Source organism: Bradyrhizobium sp. USDA 4451 (genome assembly GCF_054822585.1).
This window is the reverse complement of record NZ_JBTRCH010000001.1, coordinates 7,923,746-7,939,390: the sequence shown is the minus strand read 5'-3', so window position 1 is coordinate 7,939,390 and position 15,645 is coordinate 7,923,746. Positions and strand designations below refer to the sequence as shown.

The window sequence follows — 15,645 nt, the reverse complement described above, 5'->3', positions numbered from 1 at the left end:
TCATCATGGCAGCAACAGTAGGTCCTTTCGGACTCCCTTGTGAGCTACTCTGAGATGATACAACGTGCCGCCGCGTGCGATTCAAGCTCTTTGAGCTGACCCGCATACAATTCAAGCGGAGCCTTTTACAATCAGCTAAGTACCTTCGAGAGGGGCAGACGTACGTGTTGCACTCGCTCCCTGATAGTCGCGTACTACACCGTGATCGAGACGCGCTGCGCGGCATGTTTTCTATGTGATCTCATGCCCTTTGGCCTTTCCAGAAGCTGACGTGCTTTCTGATTGGCGGTCGAGAAACTTCGGCGCACCTTTTGAGCGTCTTGTTAGCCAGCCGAATGACACGGTCGGTGTCGACGATCTCAAATGCGCGATGATCATTTTACCAAGACTGGACAGGATCGGTCCGAGCACGATGGGCTCGGTGCCCGATCCGAGCATCTTTACCGGGGAGTTGTGCGGCGCGGCTCATTCGGCGGGCACATCACAGCCAAGCGCCAAAGCTGGGGTGGCAACACGGAAATCACTCTTTCCGTGGCCGCGAGCTCCTCAGCGATTGACGATGCAGATTTTGTGGATCTTGCCGGCGTTCCTCGAAATCCGGTCGGCGACACACGTTCGCTGCGGCGAGATCGCGGCGGGACGCTGGCCGGACGGGAAAATTGCCCCGGATTTCGCCCACGAGCAATGCATTCGCCTCAAAGCCAATTACAACCGAGCGCTCGATCTTGCCTGTCGAATGGTGAACGCCGCCTGCGATGTTCCAGGCTGCGCAAGCAGCAACGGTCGAAGCAATTCAGCGCATCAGATAGGAGGGACGGAATTCTGCAAGCAACTCGAGTCGATCTCGCTGAAGAAGATCAACAGCATGTCCGTTCCATTCAATGAGCTTCCTGCGCCTAAGCTCCTGGATTGTCCGATTCACGTGCACCGTCGAAAGTCCGCATGCATCGGCGATGTCTTGTTGTGTGAACGGAACATGGAAGCGACCATTGTCCACAAGACCGACGAGCTCAAGCCGCGCGGCGACCTCGCAGATAAGATGAGCAAGTCGAGGCAGCGCTTCCCGGGAGCCAAGATTTTCGATCCATTCGCGATAGATCGCCGTATGAATCAACGTCTCCCGCCAAAACGCATGGGCGAGCGCAGCGGACTTCGCGAGGATATCCCTGAGGTAGGAGTGAGGTACAAAGGCAATGACGCTCATGCCGATGCTGCAGAGATCGCGATCCATTTCCGGGAAGTGAAGGGTGTGCAGGTCGGGGATGTCCCCGGGTACATAGAAGGACGTTATCTGAGTCCGATCCGATGCCACTCTTTGGCGAGACAGAAAGCCGCCCATCACGACTGCACAGCTTACAGGCCGATCCCCCTGGCGTGCCAGACACTCGCCCGGAGCAAACTGTTTGATGGTATGAGGCATGCTTTCGAGCTCAGCTTGGTCTTGCTCGGACAAGCCCGTGACGCCCCGGAGGCGCGCAATGAGCATTTGGTGCGGCAAGCGTACCCCGTTCTATCGCCGGGGTACGCCGATATCGACACCTATCCCCACCAGCTATGGCCGCAGCCATTCTGCACGGTTCCTCTTGATGTTCAACGTTTCTTCTACTCTCCTATTCGAGCTCTACGGGATCTCCAGGGGAGATGCGGGATAGCCACAAACGTACCGGACGACGACCTTCTGGCTATCCCTTAAAGCTCGACGATAAACCGCTTACTTCTGGAGAACGACGAAACATGGCGTGCGATCGCGTGGACCGCCGGGCTGCGGTACCCTCCAACCGAACGTCAAGGCTCACGAGCGTGCAGCCAACGCAGGCTCGACATTGACACCTTCCGCATCGTGCCTTGGGACCAAGACAAGCAATTCCGGAGCTGGCGCGGCTCATTTGGTCACGCAAGAATGCATCTAATTTGCGGTGGATCATGAGTGAGGTGGAAAGGGCCCCGTCGAATCGGCGGCTGGATATGAAGCCCCGTGAAACACGATCGGCAGACCTTCTCAGCAGGAACGGCGATCGTCTCGTCAGCCTGGGATAGGTTTCGGGGGTGGTGCGCTCTGTCGTCAACGTGACGTGCAAATCAGGCTGGCAATAGAGATCCGAGTGATTATTCGTTCCGGCTCCAAGAGGACAAGGCTCGACGTCCTGGCGCGTCATGCCAGCGAGTTTATGGATGTACGAAACGGACGGATCTGTGGCGCGGATAACACAGTGATCCACTTGGCGAGACAGTTTGACCGCTGCGTACAATGTTTAGTGGCGTCGAAAGGCCGACGTGCCCGTACAATTACGGGGCAATAGGGTGTGCTTGAATTGTCGTTCGCGGTTATCTTGGCGGATAGAGGTCAAATGAATCATGCGGTTGGGAGCCGCTATGAACTGTCGACAACGACAGATGAAGAGCGTGAGCTGGTGCGCTGCAGACAAGAGATAGCGCGTCTCAAACAGCTGGTCGTGCAGCTCTCTGAACTCGTCGTGCGCAATGTCACGCAAAATGCAGAGGGCCGAAAGTCGCAGTCCGGCTGACGCGCTCGGCCGCATACCGAATGGTCAATCCGCAGATGATGGACGTTATGATCCGCAGCGCGGCGTCCCCCGGGGGAGGGGAGCGGCCCCGCCCTTGTTCTTCATGGGGCGGGGCCGCGTAATTTCCGGTCGAACCGGTTCGCGGATCGATGGACATGAGGGCGTATCGCACGGAAAAATATAGATCTGCAGGCTCTCGAGCAGCCGATTCATTTTGTCGCACGATCATTGATCTACGTTAGGTAAGTCTAACAAGCTCCATTGCCTCCAACCCGGTGGAACGCGTCGAATCCGGATAGCGCGTTGTGCATCGATCGGGTAAAGCTCAGCGAACAGCGTTTGCATGCGGTGCTCGCTTTATGCCGATGTTGATCATGGAGAATTGTGATTGCACTATTGCTGCTTTCTCGTAAACGCTCGGCCAATACCCCGGCTTGGTTTGGACTAGATGTGCGATGAAACCTCCGACATGAACGGAGGTTTGGAAGAGGAGTGGACAATGAAAATAGGTGCTGATTTGGACGGCTCATCGGTTGCGTTTGGGACAGATCAGCCGGCTTGAAGTGCTCGAGGGACCATCTGGCCTCGTGTGCGTTTAGAGGCCGAGCGGGCTCGGATCGCCGCCGAAAGTCGCGGCCCCGCGTTTAGGTGGCGAGGTGTCGCGCAAGCAGGGCCGACTCGCTGGAAGATTTGCGTTTGGCGACGAAGCTTTCGAGATCGTGGCGGATCACGGTCGTGCGAGGCTCCGCAGTCGCCGCTCGCGCCGCTGGTCGTGGACGAACGGATGTGGCCGAAAAAGTGAGTGAGCCTCGGTAGCATTGACCCGGCACGTTTCTACGGAGCCGCCTGAACCGTCTAGGCTGAGTATGCAACTACGTGCTTCGGTGAAATTCCGCCAAAGAAGCTCGTGTCCTAAACTTGGCATACGCGATCACTCTGTTGTGACGGTGCGCCTTGTGCGCCCCCGAGCAGCCTCATGTTGAGCCGTCCGCCCGTTAACAGCATGTCATCCAGCGCCTGGTCGATATCATGTGAGATGACCGACTCGCCACCATCCCGCGCAATGGACGATTGTGCGATGCGCCGCATCAATTCCTTGATGAAAGCGGCGGCGACTCCCTCGGTGCGGCGCACGGCTTCATCGACAATGGCGTCGGTAAGCGGCAGGCCTCCCCCATAGAGCCGCACCAGTTTGCCGCGGCCGTTTACATCAGGTACCGGCACTTCGATTGCCTGGTCAATGCGGCCGGGCCGGCCCGCGAGGGCGGCCTCGAGCTCTTCGGGCCTGTTGGTGGTAAGCAAGAACAAGATGTCGGCGTCGTCCTTCAGGCCATCCATCTCGTTGAGCAACTTGTTAAGCAGCGACTCCTCACACGGTCCTCGCATTTGGACACGGTTGCGCGCGATCAGATCGACATCCTCGATGACCACCAGGGCGGGCTGCAAAAGCCGCGCTAAATTCATATAGACGTCGAGAAATTGAACCTGCTCGGCTGCGATTATGAGGGTAGTCTGACCAGTCAGGTTGGTTGCAAGATATCGGATTGTATGGGTCTTGCCAGTGCCGGGGGGGCCATAAAGCAAAATGCCCTTACGTGTCGACTGACGGAGCCGGCGCAGCGTGTCGCGCGTTCCGACAAAGCTCAATATATTGCGGTCGAGCAGCTCAAGCGCTTTCTCCGGCAGGATCACGTCGGCGCGGCTCACCAGCGGCCATCGATGCACCGTGATGCCGCCCGACCGGCCGCTATACTTGGGGTCGGCAGTGAGGGAGAGGATCTTGCCGCGATACGATCGGGCGGAGTGTAGTGCCTTCTCCAATTCATCGAAGCAACGCTGCGCAAAGGGCTCGCCGGCCACTTCGCCAGGAACCACAATCTCGATGCGCATCACAGCTTCATGATCATACTCGCGGTTATAGGATAGCACGACCGCGTAATGAAACTCGTCCGTCTTGCAGAGCCACAGCCCGTTGTGCAGGCATTTGACGGGCGCTGTCTCGCCGACGTCGATCTCATGGTATTGCGGCGGAGCCAGCGAAATAGCATCGCGTCCCGACCGCTGGAGCCTCGCGAATGACAGTGTCTCGTAACGCCACGGCTCATACGCGCCAAAGAAACGGACTGGCGAGGGAAAGAGCTTGTCCATCGCGACCTGAATATCCGCACACACGTGGCTCGGGAACTCTCGCACCATGGTCACGAGCCTGTCCACCGAGATATCAGCAAAATGCCAGGCAAGCGCATCAAAGCCCCATTTGAATTGCGCTTCGGAGGGATGCGGCGCCTGCGCTTCGCCTGAGGGCTCAGTGGCGATCAGCAACTTATGTCCTTCACTGTGGATGCGCTCCTGCGCTTTGTCGAGGAGCGCCTTCGCAACTGATGGCTGGAAAGGGCCGCAGGAGACCCTCCCCTGCCGGGCAGTGGTGAGTGTGCAGGCGTGACGCTCAAGTTCGCCGGATACCTCGCGTAACAACTCGATCACGAAGTCGAACGGCGCATTACCGCCATTGTGAAACACCAGCTGAACAGTCTTGGCTTCACTGCGAACTTTATCCATTGTAGTCTCCCGGTCGTGAGTAAAACGGCATCAGTATTGACGTTGTCCGCAGCTTGAATTCTCCACCGCAATGCGCTTGTTGCGACCTCGTTCCCCTTCGTCGTCCAGGCACTATTTTAGCCGCATCGACTGCCAAAGGGCTCCTTAGGATTGCGAGGCCTATCAACTTCGGCTCGGTCAGTCCGCATGGTGCAATCTGCGTTTCAATGGCTCCCTGCGGTTTCAGGTCTCTAAGCAAGCTGCATGCCACGCGCGCATACACCGCGTAAGCTGGTTTACTTTGCTAGGAAATCATCAAGCTCGCGAACAGCATGAGCTTCGCGACCTTGATCGCACCGCCATTCAACGAACCATTGTTGGACATGCGACGTGAACGAAGCGAGGAGCCGCTAGGCCTCTTTCGGCCAGAATTTCTTGTGCGATCGGAGTACCGCTCGGTGGCGTGCGAAGCTGCACGGATCTTTTTCGGCTTGACAGCCTCGGTTCTCTTCGTTGGTGAGTGCACGCAAAAGGCAGCGATAAAAGCGCGTTGTGCGGCCAAGATGCCTCTCTCCACTTTCGATCTCCCGACTGGTGGAAACGGCTGGCAACATCGTGCCGATTGACCTAGTCGGTCAGGTGAGACACGACCAGTTTTCTCATCTATGAACCGGCAGAGCGCCGCATACGGAAGTGAGCCTTGTGTTTTCGCTTACGATACCTTCTAAAGCCATCACGTCCGGAATATGTCCAAGGGCCTAACAATTTGCACGTTGCCGTGCTCAACGTGAGGATCGGCGGAGTTCGGCTATTCGAAACCGTTCTCTGCCTCGTAGAGGGATGTCACGATGTCCAAGATGACCAAGAGCCAGCTAATTGACTCGATTGCTGATGGAACGCAGCTTCCCAAGGCTGACGTAAGGGCCGTGATTGAGCACCTGGCGATTGTAGGCTACAAAGAATTGCATGACTGCGGCGAGTTCGTCATTCCCGGCATGGTAAAAATGTCCATTGTGAACAAACCCCCCACTGAAGCCCGCATCGGCGTCAATCCTTTTACGAAGGCGCCGATGAAATTCGCGGCAAAGCCGGCTCGCAAATCCGTTAAGGCATCACCACTCAAGGTCGCTAAAGATGTATTCGCGGGATAGCTCATCCGTGCTGGGTCCCGATTAACTTTTCGGGTGGCGATGCTCCTCCATTAAGGCTGAACTCAGCGGAGGATCATTGTCGCATCACTGACAGATTGGCTCGGCGCCCGCTTGGTTCGCTAGTTGTGATGCGCAAACGCGCAGGAACATCTAGCGGCGCGGCGCAGGCGAGTGAACCGTGCACGGATGCTGCAAAGCAGTACACTCCCGCTCACCCAACGGGACACTAAATGCCCGTGTATTCCGGGCGTCTGACAACACAATAAGTTTTGTTCCGTGGTGATTACAGTCCGGCCGCCGCTTTTTGTAGGCATTGTCGCGCTCGGTCTACTTTCATCGCCTTGCGGTTTGCATGCTCGCGATAGACCGGAAGTGGCCGCACAGCAACAAGTCGTGCATAGATCACTCACTGCGGACAAAGTCGCTTCCCTGCAGCCGTCCGCTATCGTTGGCCAAACCAACTTGCAGCCGTCGAGGCGCTTGTGCACCCACACCATACCGGTTCGATCCCAGACCAAAATCGTGATCCGGTCCGCTGGCTTGGATCGGAATACGAAAGGCTGCTCCCGCTGAACGGATCGAGACGAAGCATCTTGTGCACCTTCGCAGCAAGCCCGTGCAGCGGAAGTCAATCGGTTGCGTCGCCATGTAAATCACCGGCCGGAATCATCGTGGACGCTCGTACTGCGCGAATCACCTGAGCTACTGCTCGCCATCTATAAAAACACGCTTTGCCAAATCGAGACCGACCGTCGCCATTTCGTTCATGGATGGATCTCCTTTAAGGCGATCGCCGCGACCACTTCTAAACTATGATGCCGGCAGCGGGAGCCATCCGCCTCATCCAGCTGAAACACATTGATCCGCTGACCTGAATCATCGATTTCCTAACCAGGATCGTCAACGGTCACCCGAACCGCCAGCTCTTCAGTTTGTTGCCACAGGCCTATGGAAACGGCTAAATTCCTGCCTGAGCGAAGAAAATCGACGATTGGCATTCTTGAGGCGCCCAGTGAGCGACAAGAATATCTTGTGGCACAGGACTGTGGCGATCCCGGTTGGTTTACAGCCGAACACATTGGATCGATTAGAAGTAGCACCCAACTACCGCCCGGGCGGTTGGTGCTGCTTGCCTGCTCGGCGACCTGACACGCAAGAACACGACGGTGGCCAATTTAGAACCAAAACTGCAACTCTAACTGAGACGGAACGGCTGGTAGCCTTCCACAAACGAAAAAATAGAGCGAGCTGACGGCTCGAAATTCAGCGCTAACCCGGAGGCCTCTCATGAAGCAATCCAATCACGCTATCAACGAGATCGAACGGATCAACAAGGAGATCGATCAACTCAAACGCAAGGCGCAAAAAGCGGAAAACTACCAAGAGCGCACGGACGCCATGAGAGCAATTGGGCGTCTCGTTGAACGACGCAACAAACTGAAAGAGCAATCAACATGACAGCGCTCAAGTACTCCCAGCTGAGGTAGATCAACCAGCAGCCCTCCAGAACCGAAAAACCTAGAGATCAGCGTTCGAACCCGTATGTTCGAACGGCGCTTACGCCGACGAGCCATCCAAACGGGCGTCCCTTTTGCTGTCGAGTCCCATCCCAAACCTCCGTCCAAGCCGGAGGCTTCTTCGCACATTGAAACGGGCGTAATAGCAACGGACGGGGTTCAAAACCTCCCAGGATTGCATCAGCGCTCAAGTGGCACCGCAAGCATTGGTCAGGAGATCTGATTGTCTGGCGGGCTGCTCGCACTTTGAACTAGCCGTACAGCCTGCCCGAAACTGACCTTCTGCGTTCGTGCACATCCATCCGACCAATCCCGGGGCTTCGGGCAAACCTGATTACTTGGTCGGCCGAAGCGACCGGCTACCCGCGCTTGCCGTGTTTGGCGATATCTCCGCCCTCGCGTGCTCGGGCGTGTCGTCCTTCCAGCGTACCGAGCCGAATGGCCTCTCTAGCATGCGGCGCACACGTATCGGCGCGGGCCCAATATGAAAGTGGACGGCCTGCCGGTCCAGGGCTCGTTCCGACCGGGTCGGGCGGTTGCGCCAGCGCAAATAATCCAGCCAGGTCGGAAAGTGATAACGTTCGGTCCACAATTCGGGATCGGCGATGTCGCGCGCGATCGACCAGCCATAGGCGCCGTTGCGCTGGCGGGACAATTGCACGTCTTGCATGACGTTGTGAAACGCGCGGACATTCTCTTGTGCAATCCGGTATTCGATCTCGACGACGAGCGGCCCGCTACGTCCAGTCAAGGCGAGCCGTACCTCGGGATCGGCAAGCAGCTCGGACTCTTCGCCGCGCGCGCCGACACGGGGCATGGGTAGCCAACGGCCGATGAGTGGTGAGGCGAGCATCAGGGCGGCCGACACCAGCAACGCGGTTTCAACGCCGGCCGCGTCCGTCAGATGGCCCCAACCCCAGCTGCCGACGGCAATCCCGCCTGAACTCGCCGCCTGATAGGCCGCAAGCGAGCGACCGGTTACCCAGCGTGGCGCCGACAGCTGAACTCCGATGTTGAACACCGCCCATGTCAGCATCCAGACGGCTCCAGCCAGGACCAGTGCGGCCGCGGTCAATAGCGGTTGGCGGCTTAGCGCCACGGCAGCCATCGCCGCGCCCATGGACAATGCACAGGCGCGAATTGCAGCTTCGCCGCTCATCCGCCTGCGGATCTCGGCAATGTTCAGCGCGCCGACCACGGCCCCCGCGCCAAAAGCGCCAAGCATGATGCCGTAGGTCTGGGCGTCGCCATGCAATACATCCCGCACCACCAGAGGCATCAGCGCAGTAATCGCGCCGGCTCCGACGCCGGTTACAAGGGTGCGCAGCAGCACGACCTTGATCGATGGCGAATTGCTGATGTAGCGCACGCCAGACACCATTGCGCGGCTCAATCTTTCAGGCGGCAGGCGTGAGGGAGCGCTGACGCGCTTCCAAAGGAACAATGCGGCTATCAGCGGTAGATAGAGCACCGTGTTGAGCGCGAATGCGGCCACTGCACCGGCGCTGGCGACCACCACGCCGCCGATCGCCGGGCCGACGCTCCGTGCGATATTATAGCTGATGCCATTCAGCGCAATGGCCGCAGGTAGCTGCGCTTCCAACGGTACTTGTTCGCTTACGGATGATTGCCAGGCCGGTCCCATAAGCGCCATGCCGCTGCCCACCACGAAGCAGAGTACGAGCAAGACGTTCGGTGTGGCCAAGTCAAGCCAGGCGGCCACCGTCAGGCCGGTTGCGCCGGCGAGCGCAATGCCAAGCGAAACCAGTGCTACGATGCGGCGATCGTACATATCAGCGATTGCGCCCGCTGGTATCGAAATCAGCATCACTGGCAGCAAAAGCGCTGTCTGTACCAACGCCACCTTGTCAGCCGACGACGTCATCTGCGTCATCGCCCAGGCTGCGCCCACACCTTGAATCAAGCTGCCGACATTGGACAGGAGGCTCGCAATCCAGATGCGACGGAAGGTTGCGTGCCGCAGAGGCGCTGTGATGCTTTCGGCGCGACGCGACTGGGCTTTGGCTGAATCGCTCATGTTGGATCGTGATGATCTATCATGATTTGATTCTGGTGCGGATCACAAGGATGTTCCCGACGTGATATCGCCGCGGAATAAGACGTTTCGATCTGGCGATGTTCCGTTGGCTGCCGATCTTCCATTCCAGTAAGTACAGCATTGGTGGCGTATGAAGCGTTGTTCATTGGTGACGTTAATGCTGCATCCAGCGCATCGCGTACAGGACAGATTGACAGACGCTGTATCGCTCGCGCGGAATCTTTGTACGAAACGAACAAATGATGAAGTCGACGAGTGCGGATCACTCGTCGGTGGGCAGAGTGAAGTACGACCTCTTTGCAAAGAAGTCGAAGGCCCACGGCGCAGCACTATCCATGGTTCATGGGTTTCGCAGCGTCCGGTAGACCTTGTTGTCACTCGGGCGAGTGGTTGCATCTCAGAATAGTCGGCCTCTCCCCGCCTCGAGCGACCGATGCTTCTGCGAAGGATCTCCATCTAGAAGACAATGTGATGCAGCAGATCGAGCCACCCCGGCCTAGCTCGACAATTGTTACCGCAACGGCTGCGAGTTAGTCGCAGCTCGGATGAAATATTCGAAAGCTGAAATATCGGTTCCACCGAAGCGCGGATTGATAGCCTGGTTCAAGGCTTTCCGCTTCGGCATCTACTCGTTCGGATGAGTGTCTCGGACGAGTTCTCGGGCGAGCGAGCATGACGCGGGATTCGGTAGACCGTTGTTGCGGGTCGTGCGGAGTTGCCCGTTGATGGCCGGTCTTCACGGAAACCCTGCTGGCGCTGAACTTCCGAGCAGGAGACGACCAGCGCTCTGAAGTGTTCCCTCGTTCAAGGCTGCGTGCTGGGCAACCACGAAACTGTCGCACATCGCGCGCGCGAGATTGCTTGTCGTATAGAGTGATTGCGTTCCTGCGAGACCACTCGCGATCTTGCAGACCTCGGCGCTCTGTCGGGCCGCATTGGTTGCGGCAAGGCGCATCAGGGTCGTCGTAGTCGACTGGACCGTATCCTGCAACGCTTCGTTCCAAAGCTCCTCGGTGGCTTCATAGAAGAAGGAGCGTGCGGAGCGCAACATGGCTTCGGCTCTGGCGGCCTCCAGCTGGATGTAGCCGCGCTCTGCCATCACCGGCGCTCCAGTAATCGAGGTGCGGCTCCGGGCCATGCCGATCACCTCGTCCAGCGCGGAGCGCGCAATGCCGATACCCACAATCGCATGCGCCTGCGCAGCGAAAGTCACCGAAGGATAGCGATGGAGGGGCCCGTCGAAAGCCGATGGACCGCCGCGGATCAGTGTCCATTCCTCTGGTACAATAACATTGTCGACAACGATGTCATGACTGCCGGTGCCTTGCAGGCCGATGACGTCCCAATTTGGACGGATTGTTACCTTGTCGGCCGGGATCACGGCTATGCGTGCAAGTCCACTTGTTGGATCATCGTCTACGGTGATACCAACACCAATTAGCTCCGCGCCCGGTGATCCGCTGGCGAAAGGCCATACGCCGTTCACAACAAACCCGTCGGCACTTCGTTGAGCGGGCTGGAGCGGGAAAACTGCACCTGCGTACACCACGTCAGGTCCATTGGCATATACGCGGCTAAGCGTGCCCTCAGGGAGAGCAGAGAGGTAGCGAGCCCCATCGCCGAAGCTGGCGACCCAACCGGCCGATCCGTCCGCTTCGGAAATGCGCTCGATCAGGCGACAAAAGTCGGCAGGCGTTCTCTCGTCGCCGCCGAAGCGTTTGGCGGCCAAAGCCCGGTAGACGCCAATGCGTTTGAATGCCTGAATAACGTCATCTGGAACCTTCTGCGCGCGGGCGAACTCGTTTCGGCGCGCGCGGATATCGGCCAGCAGCGGCGACAGATCATCACTCGTTGCAGCCGAAACATCCGTTTCTGCTGCGATCATTCCTGGCGGAACGTTCATGATTGTCCTCGGTGTTTTGACGACCAGCGGTGTAGCCGGTCATTGATGGAGATTGCGAGCGCATGGCAGAGCCGGCCGTATTGAGTGAAGCCGGAGAAGATCGCCGATTGCCGCAGTTGATATCGATCGTGACCAGCCAGCAGGATCCTTCCTCTCCAAACCGCTTGCCGAACGGATCGGGTCAACAACATGGTCTTGAGGGGCCCGAAGGCCGAGCAACACATGGCCATCGGCGCTGCCCTCGAGGTTGGACCGGTAAGCAAACAGCTGCGGCGACGGCATCCGTCCTCATCCGTTTGACCAGGACTGCGAGAGTTGACGATAACGCTTGCTTCCCCATCTCTTCTCAAACTGGGAGTTGTGACGCCTCACGAACCTGTGGATCCGTGTATCGTCTCACCAGCAATCGATGTGCCATCAAACAGGGGCTGTTAGCTGTATATCCGTGGGAGTAAATCGCGTGGCACGAGCCGGGTCAGCGGGATGTGAGCGCCTACTGTGTCTGGTTCCTGCTACATCGTGTCGTCAAGCAGCCAAGGCGCGAGGTGACTGACTGCTGATGGACCTGGACCGAGGGCGCGCCCGTCTCGGCCATTTGCCGTCACTGGGACTTGGCGATATGGCGTATCGCTGCAAAGGCACTCAAGATGGATGGCAGAGCATGCAGTATTTTTCTACTTTGTTCCAAGGTTGACGCGGCTCGCCCGTGCCGCCTGCGCCCTTGCTAAGAGGCGAGGGCGGACGCAGGCCGCGTGACAAACGCGAGGGACCGGCTGCAGACGCAGCCTTCGCATTGCCAAGTCCTGTCCTATGTGTTGCGGACTCCAGCTCATGCAAGCGGCTACAGAAAGCTTCCTGTGGCGTTTGAAGACGTTCCAGCCTGCCGGCGAGAGATCCACTGATTATATCCGCCGTGTCGGACACAAGGCAGTCGTGCAGTCTCTTGGCTTGGTTCACTCTTTCGAAGGCCGCTGGCGGCCTTTGTTCGACGAGTTTCAACTGCCTCGGATCCCAACTGAACTTATGCAGCTCATCCAGCAAAAGTGTTGTCAGTGCTGTCATCGTCTGCCGGTCCCTGCTGGCGAGATCAGTGCTATGCGACAGCTCAGATAGGGATCGATGTTGGCGCGCGCGTGTGCCCGTATATGTCGCCGCTCCCTGTTGTAAGGAACGCTCCGGGCAAAGCTAATGTTACCGCCCAGTGCCAGCTCGCGCCGGCATTTGTCGCCGTTTACCCTTGGCACAAGCCGGAAGAACGACCTAGCTCCCGTGCCTCCTCACTGTACGTGCAACGGGACCTGATTAGAACTCGCGAGGTGCCGATGGCAAATGATACCACGAGCTGGCCAAGCGAGCGGACCTTCACGCCTCACCATCGGTCAAACCTTGTACCGTCCAAACGTCCGAACCCACGAATCGTACCAACCATTGCAAATGCGGCGAGCTGTTGCTTTGCGGTTTCCGGAAGCGTTATGAATTCGGAAGGAGTGGACGCCTTCCGGATTAGCGCGACACGTCGGCGCGTTAAGTCTGTTGGATTGTTCGATCTATCGCAGCGAAGTGTCGCGAGTTCCGGTCTGCCGTCGAAACTCGCTTGGACTGAACTCATTCGTGTCAGTGAACAAGCCATGTGACGAATCGTGAGACATCCGAGCTCGCGACCCAAACCGGTCAGAACGCTATCGTGGCATTGGCTGCAACGTGACGCTGCTCCGGTTGCCGTGATGCGCGCCACAAGATCACAGGGCGGCGAGCGATAGAATCGGCAATGGCGTTGGAAACGGTTTGTTCGTATCGAACAATTGTGATGCAATTGGATCACACTCACTGTCGCGATGCGCGTTTGTCCGGTTCGTGCCGAGGTTGCGCGCGAATGGCAAACAGTAATCTGCCAACATGACTTTCCGCGAGTGAAAAAGTGCGCAGCGCAAGGCTCGTCCTCTTATCGGGCCCTCTCGGTAAAGCGCTTTTCGGGTGCAAGGGATCAAAGACGCTGGTGTCTCCGTGCGAGGTCAACGATTCAGCCACGGCAGCAGCGCTGGAGTGGGCGAGCATGTGGAGACCAGGCCAGAAATGCCAGTTCTATTTGACTGGCGGTGGCTGTGGCTCGACCTTGAGAGCGGTTATTTGGCAACGCCCTTGAGACGTTCGAGCGCGCGCTGGTGGTCGTGATGGCCCAAATCGAAGGGCGCCTCAGCAACGCTCTGTTGATCGCGTCTACCGACCCGACGGAAGGTATCGCGGTGGTTGGCCGCTCTGCCCAGCATGCCGTAGACCGTCCCGCAAATGCGTCGCGCTCCAGTGGCCCGAGCCAGATTGTTGGACAAAGACTCGATCGATTGCGCGGTCGCGTGGCCAGGATAGCCGTTTGAGCGGACAAGACGTGACTTATAAAAGCCGAAGCGACGACGGCCATCTACGTGATCGAAGCGTTCCGAAATCGGGAGTGGCGCCTCTGATTGACAGGCTGCAACCATGCGAAGGCGCAAAGGTCGCGCGTCGCTCTGCTTGAGAGAGGACAGCTCGTTCTAACAGGATCAAAAACTGCGCGGCGTTCTCTCGTCTTCCTTTTCGATGGCATGGGCTGGATCAGGCAATGAACTTAACTCACCCAAGCAAGCTTGAGCGCTATGCCGCGGCCGTAGAAGCTATGAGAGACGAGGGCTGGCGGCGCGGCCTCAAGGCCCGCGCAGGTGTTGATTTTGCTTCCAGCGATTATCTGGCACTGGCGAGCGCGCCACGTATGAAAGAGGCTCTGTTCGCTGCGCTCCTGGCTGGAGCGCCCATCGGAGCTGGCGGGTCACGGATCCTGCGCGGCAATTGCGAGGAACACGAAGCTCTCGAAACGGAAGCGGCGCGGTTCTTTCGGGCGGAGACAGCGCTGTTCTTCGGTAGCGGTTACATCGCAAACTTTGCTGTTTTGACAACGCTGCCGCAGCGAGGCGATTTGCTGGTTCTCGATTCGCTCGTGCACGCCAGCATTCATGAAGGCGCGCGCGCGGGCCGAGCCGAGTTCCGGATAGCAGCCCATAATGATCCTCAATCGGTTGAAGACACGATTGGTAATTGGCGCGCCAAAGGCGGCGTAGGGCGCGTCTGGATCTTGGTCGAGAGCCTCTACAGTGTGGATGGTGACTTCGCACCGCTTGCAGATCTGGTTGAAATCGCTGAACGGTACGAGGCGTTCCTGGTTGTGGATGAGGCCCATGCCACAGGCATCTACGGCGAGCAGGGGCGGGGGCTCACAGCGCCATACCAGGGACGCGAATATATTCTGGTGATCCACACCTGCGGGAAGGCTCTAGGCGCGGCCGGTGCTCTTGTCACTGCGTCCCGCGTATTGCGCGATTTCATGGTCAATCGGTGTCGTCCATTTATCTTCGCTACCGCGCCGTCGCCCCTGATGGCAGTCGCTGTTCGGCAGGCGCTTTTGATTGTACAGGAGGAGCCTGAGCGGCGGCGACGCCTGATCGATCTTATCGAGTTTGCACATCGTCAGCTCGCCATCTGCGGCCGCCCGACCCGTTCGAGCTCCCAGATCGTTCCTTACAGGGTCGGTGACAACGCCCGCACGATGCGGCTGGCCGCAGCACTGCAGGCGCGCGGTTTTGATGTCCGAGCAATACGACCGCCAGTGCCCCCGGGCAGGGCAAGGTTGCGGATTTCGTTAACCCTTAATGTCGAGCAAGATGATGTATCCGAGATGATCGATGCGCTGGTCGAAGAGACCTGGGGTAAGCTACGGTGAGGTCCCACAATCGTGATGCTGGTCGGTATTCGGATCGATCAACGATCTTCCAAGGAATGTGTTGGGGCGCGCAAATCCTCCCGCCGATCGGTAATCACGACGTCCTGCGCTCGTTAGTTCCGCCCTATGCGGCCCAAATATAAACTCGACATGAATTCGACGAGGCTGCTCATTGCGACACTGGCGGCGGCTTCGTTGGCTGAC

At 58.1% G+C, this 15,645-nt stretch carries 9 protein-coding genes; 4 read left to right on the top strand and 5 right to left on the bottom strand.

All coding sequences use genetic code 11. From position 1 onward, the window contains the following. Positions 1-793: 793 nt before the first annotated feature. Positions 794-1,204, bottom strand: a complete 411-nt coding sequence (locus ACVMB0_RS37115) for a Crp/Fnr family transcriptional regulator (protein ID WP_461349779.1) — start codon at positions 1,202-1,204, stop codon at positions 794-796. A 1,144-nt stretch (positions 1,205-2,348) separates the two neighbouring features. On the opposite strand from ACVMB0_RS37115, the gene ACVMB0_RS37110 reads away from it, so the two are divergent. After that, a complete protein-coding gene (locus ACVMB0_RS37110) occupies positions 2,349-2,525 on the top strand; it encodes a hypothetical protein (RefSeq protein WP_461349397.1) in 177 nt (58 codons plus the stop codon). A 912-nt stretch (positions 2,526-3,437) separates the two neighbouring features. On the opposite strand, the gene ACVMB0_RS37105 is transcribed toward ACVMB0_RS37110, so the two are convergent. Continuing rightward, positions 3,438-5,084 (bottom strand): AAA family ATPase, encoded by a 1,647-nt coding sequence (locus tag ACVMB0_RS37105; protein WP_461349396.1) that lies wholly within the window; start codon positions 5,082-5,084, stop codon positions 3,438-3,440. 827 nt (positions 5,085-5,911) lie between these two features. Here ACVMB0_RS37105 and ACVMB0_RS37100 point away from each other — a divergent pair. Next, the gene (locus tag ACVMB0_RS37100; protein ID WP_461349395.1) at positions 5,912-6,214 is read left to right on the top strand and encodes an HU family DNA-binding protein; all 303 of its coding nucleotides are present in this window, start codon (positions 5,912-5,914) and stop codon (positions 6,212-6,214) included. A gap of 119 nt (positions 6,215-6,333) precedes the next feature. Here the strand turns inward: ACVMB0_RS37100 and tnpB are convergent, their stop codons facing one another. Then, positions 6,334-6,846, bottom strand: a complete 513-nt coding sequence (gene tnpB, locus ACVMB0_RS37095) for an IS66 family insertion sequence element accessory protein TnpB (RefSeq protein WP_461349394.1) — start codon at positions 6,844-6,846, stop codon at positions 6,334-6,336. A gap of 655 nt (positions 6,847-7,501) precedes the next feature. On the opposite strand from tnpB, the gene ACVMB0_RS37090 reads away from it, so the two are divergent. Then, positions 7,502-7,672, top strand: coding sequence for a hypothetical protein (locus ACVMB0_RS37090; protein WP_461349393.1), 171 nt, complete (start codon positions 7,502-7,504; stop codon positions 7,670-7,672). A 393-nt stretch (positions 7,673-8,065) separates the two neighbouring features. Here the strand turns inward: ACVMB0_RS37090 and ACVMB0_RS37085 are convergent, their stop codons facing one another. Continuing rightward, complete coding sequence (locus ACVMB0_RS37085; protein WP_461349392.1) at positions 8,066-9,769, bottom strand: MFS transporter; 1,704 nt, start codon at positions 9,767-9,769, stop codon at positions 8,066-8,068. A 757-nt stretch (positions 9,770-10,526) separates the two neighbouring features. Beyond that, complete coding sequence (locus ACVMB0_RS37080) at positions 10,527-11,693, bottom strand: acyl-CoA dehydrogenase family protein (RefSeq protein WP_461349391.1); 1,167 nt, start codon at positions 11,691-11,693, stop codon at positions 10,527-10,529. Between the two features lie 2,596 nt (positions 11,694-14,289). Between ACVMB0_RS37080 and ACVMB0_RS37075 the strand changes: the two genes are divergently transcribed. Further along, the gene (locus ACVMB0_RS37075; RefSeq protein ID WP_461349390.1) at positions 14,290-15,441 is read left to right on the top strand and encodes an 8-amino-7-oxononanoate synthase; all 1,152 of its coding nucleotides are present in this window, start codon (positions 14,290-14,292) and stop codon (positions 15,439-15,441) included. Positions 15,442-15,645 lie beyond the last annotated feature (204 nt).

Coding starts and splice junctions, on each gene's coding strand:
- ACVMB0_RS37115 (WP_461349779.1), bottom strand. CDS start 1,204: ATGAGCGTCATTGCCTTTGTACCTCACTCCTACCTCAGGGATATCCTC.
- ACVMB0_RS37110 (WP_461349397.1), top strand. CDS start 2,349: ATGAATCATGCGGTTGGGAGCCGCTATGAACTGTCGACAACGACAGAT.
- ACVMB0_RS37105 (WP_461349396.1), bottom strand. CDS start 5,084: ATGGATAAAGTTCGCAGTGAAGCCAAGACTGTTCAGCTGGTGTTTCAC.
- ACVMB0_RS37100 (WP_461349395.1), top strand. CDS start 5,912: ATGTCCAAGATGACCAAGAGCCAGCTAATTGACTCGATTGCTGATGGA.
- ACVMB0_RS37090 (WP_461349393.1), top strand. CDS start 7,502: ATGAAGCAATCCAATCACGCTATCAACGAGATCGAACGGATCAACAAG.
- ACVMB0_RS37085 (WP_461349392.1), bottom strand. CDS start 9,769: ATGAGCGATTCAGCCAAAGCCCAGTCGCGTCGCGCCGAAAGCATCACA.
- ACVMB0_RS37080 (WP_461349391.1), bottom strand. CDS start 11,693: ATGAACGTTCCGCCAGGAATGATCGCAGCAGAAACGGATGTTTCGGCT.
- ACVMB0_RS37075 (WP_461349390.1), top strand. CDS start 14,290: ATGAACTTAACTCACCCAAGCAAGCTTGAGCGCTATGCCGCGGCCGTA.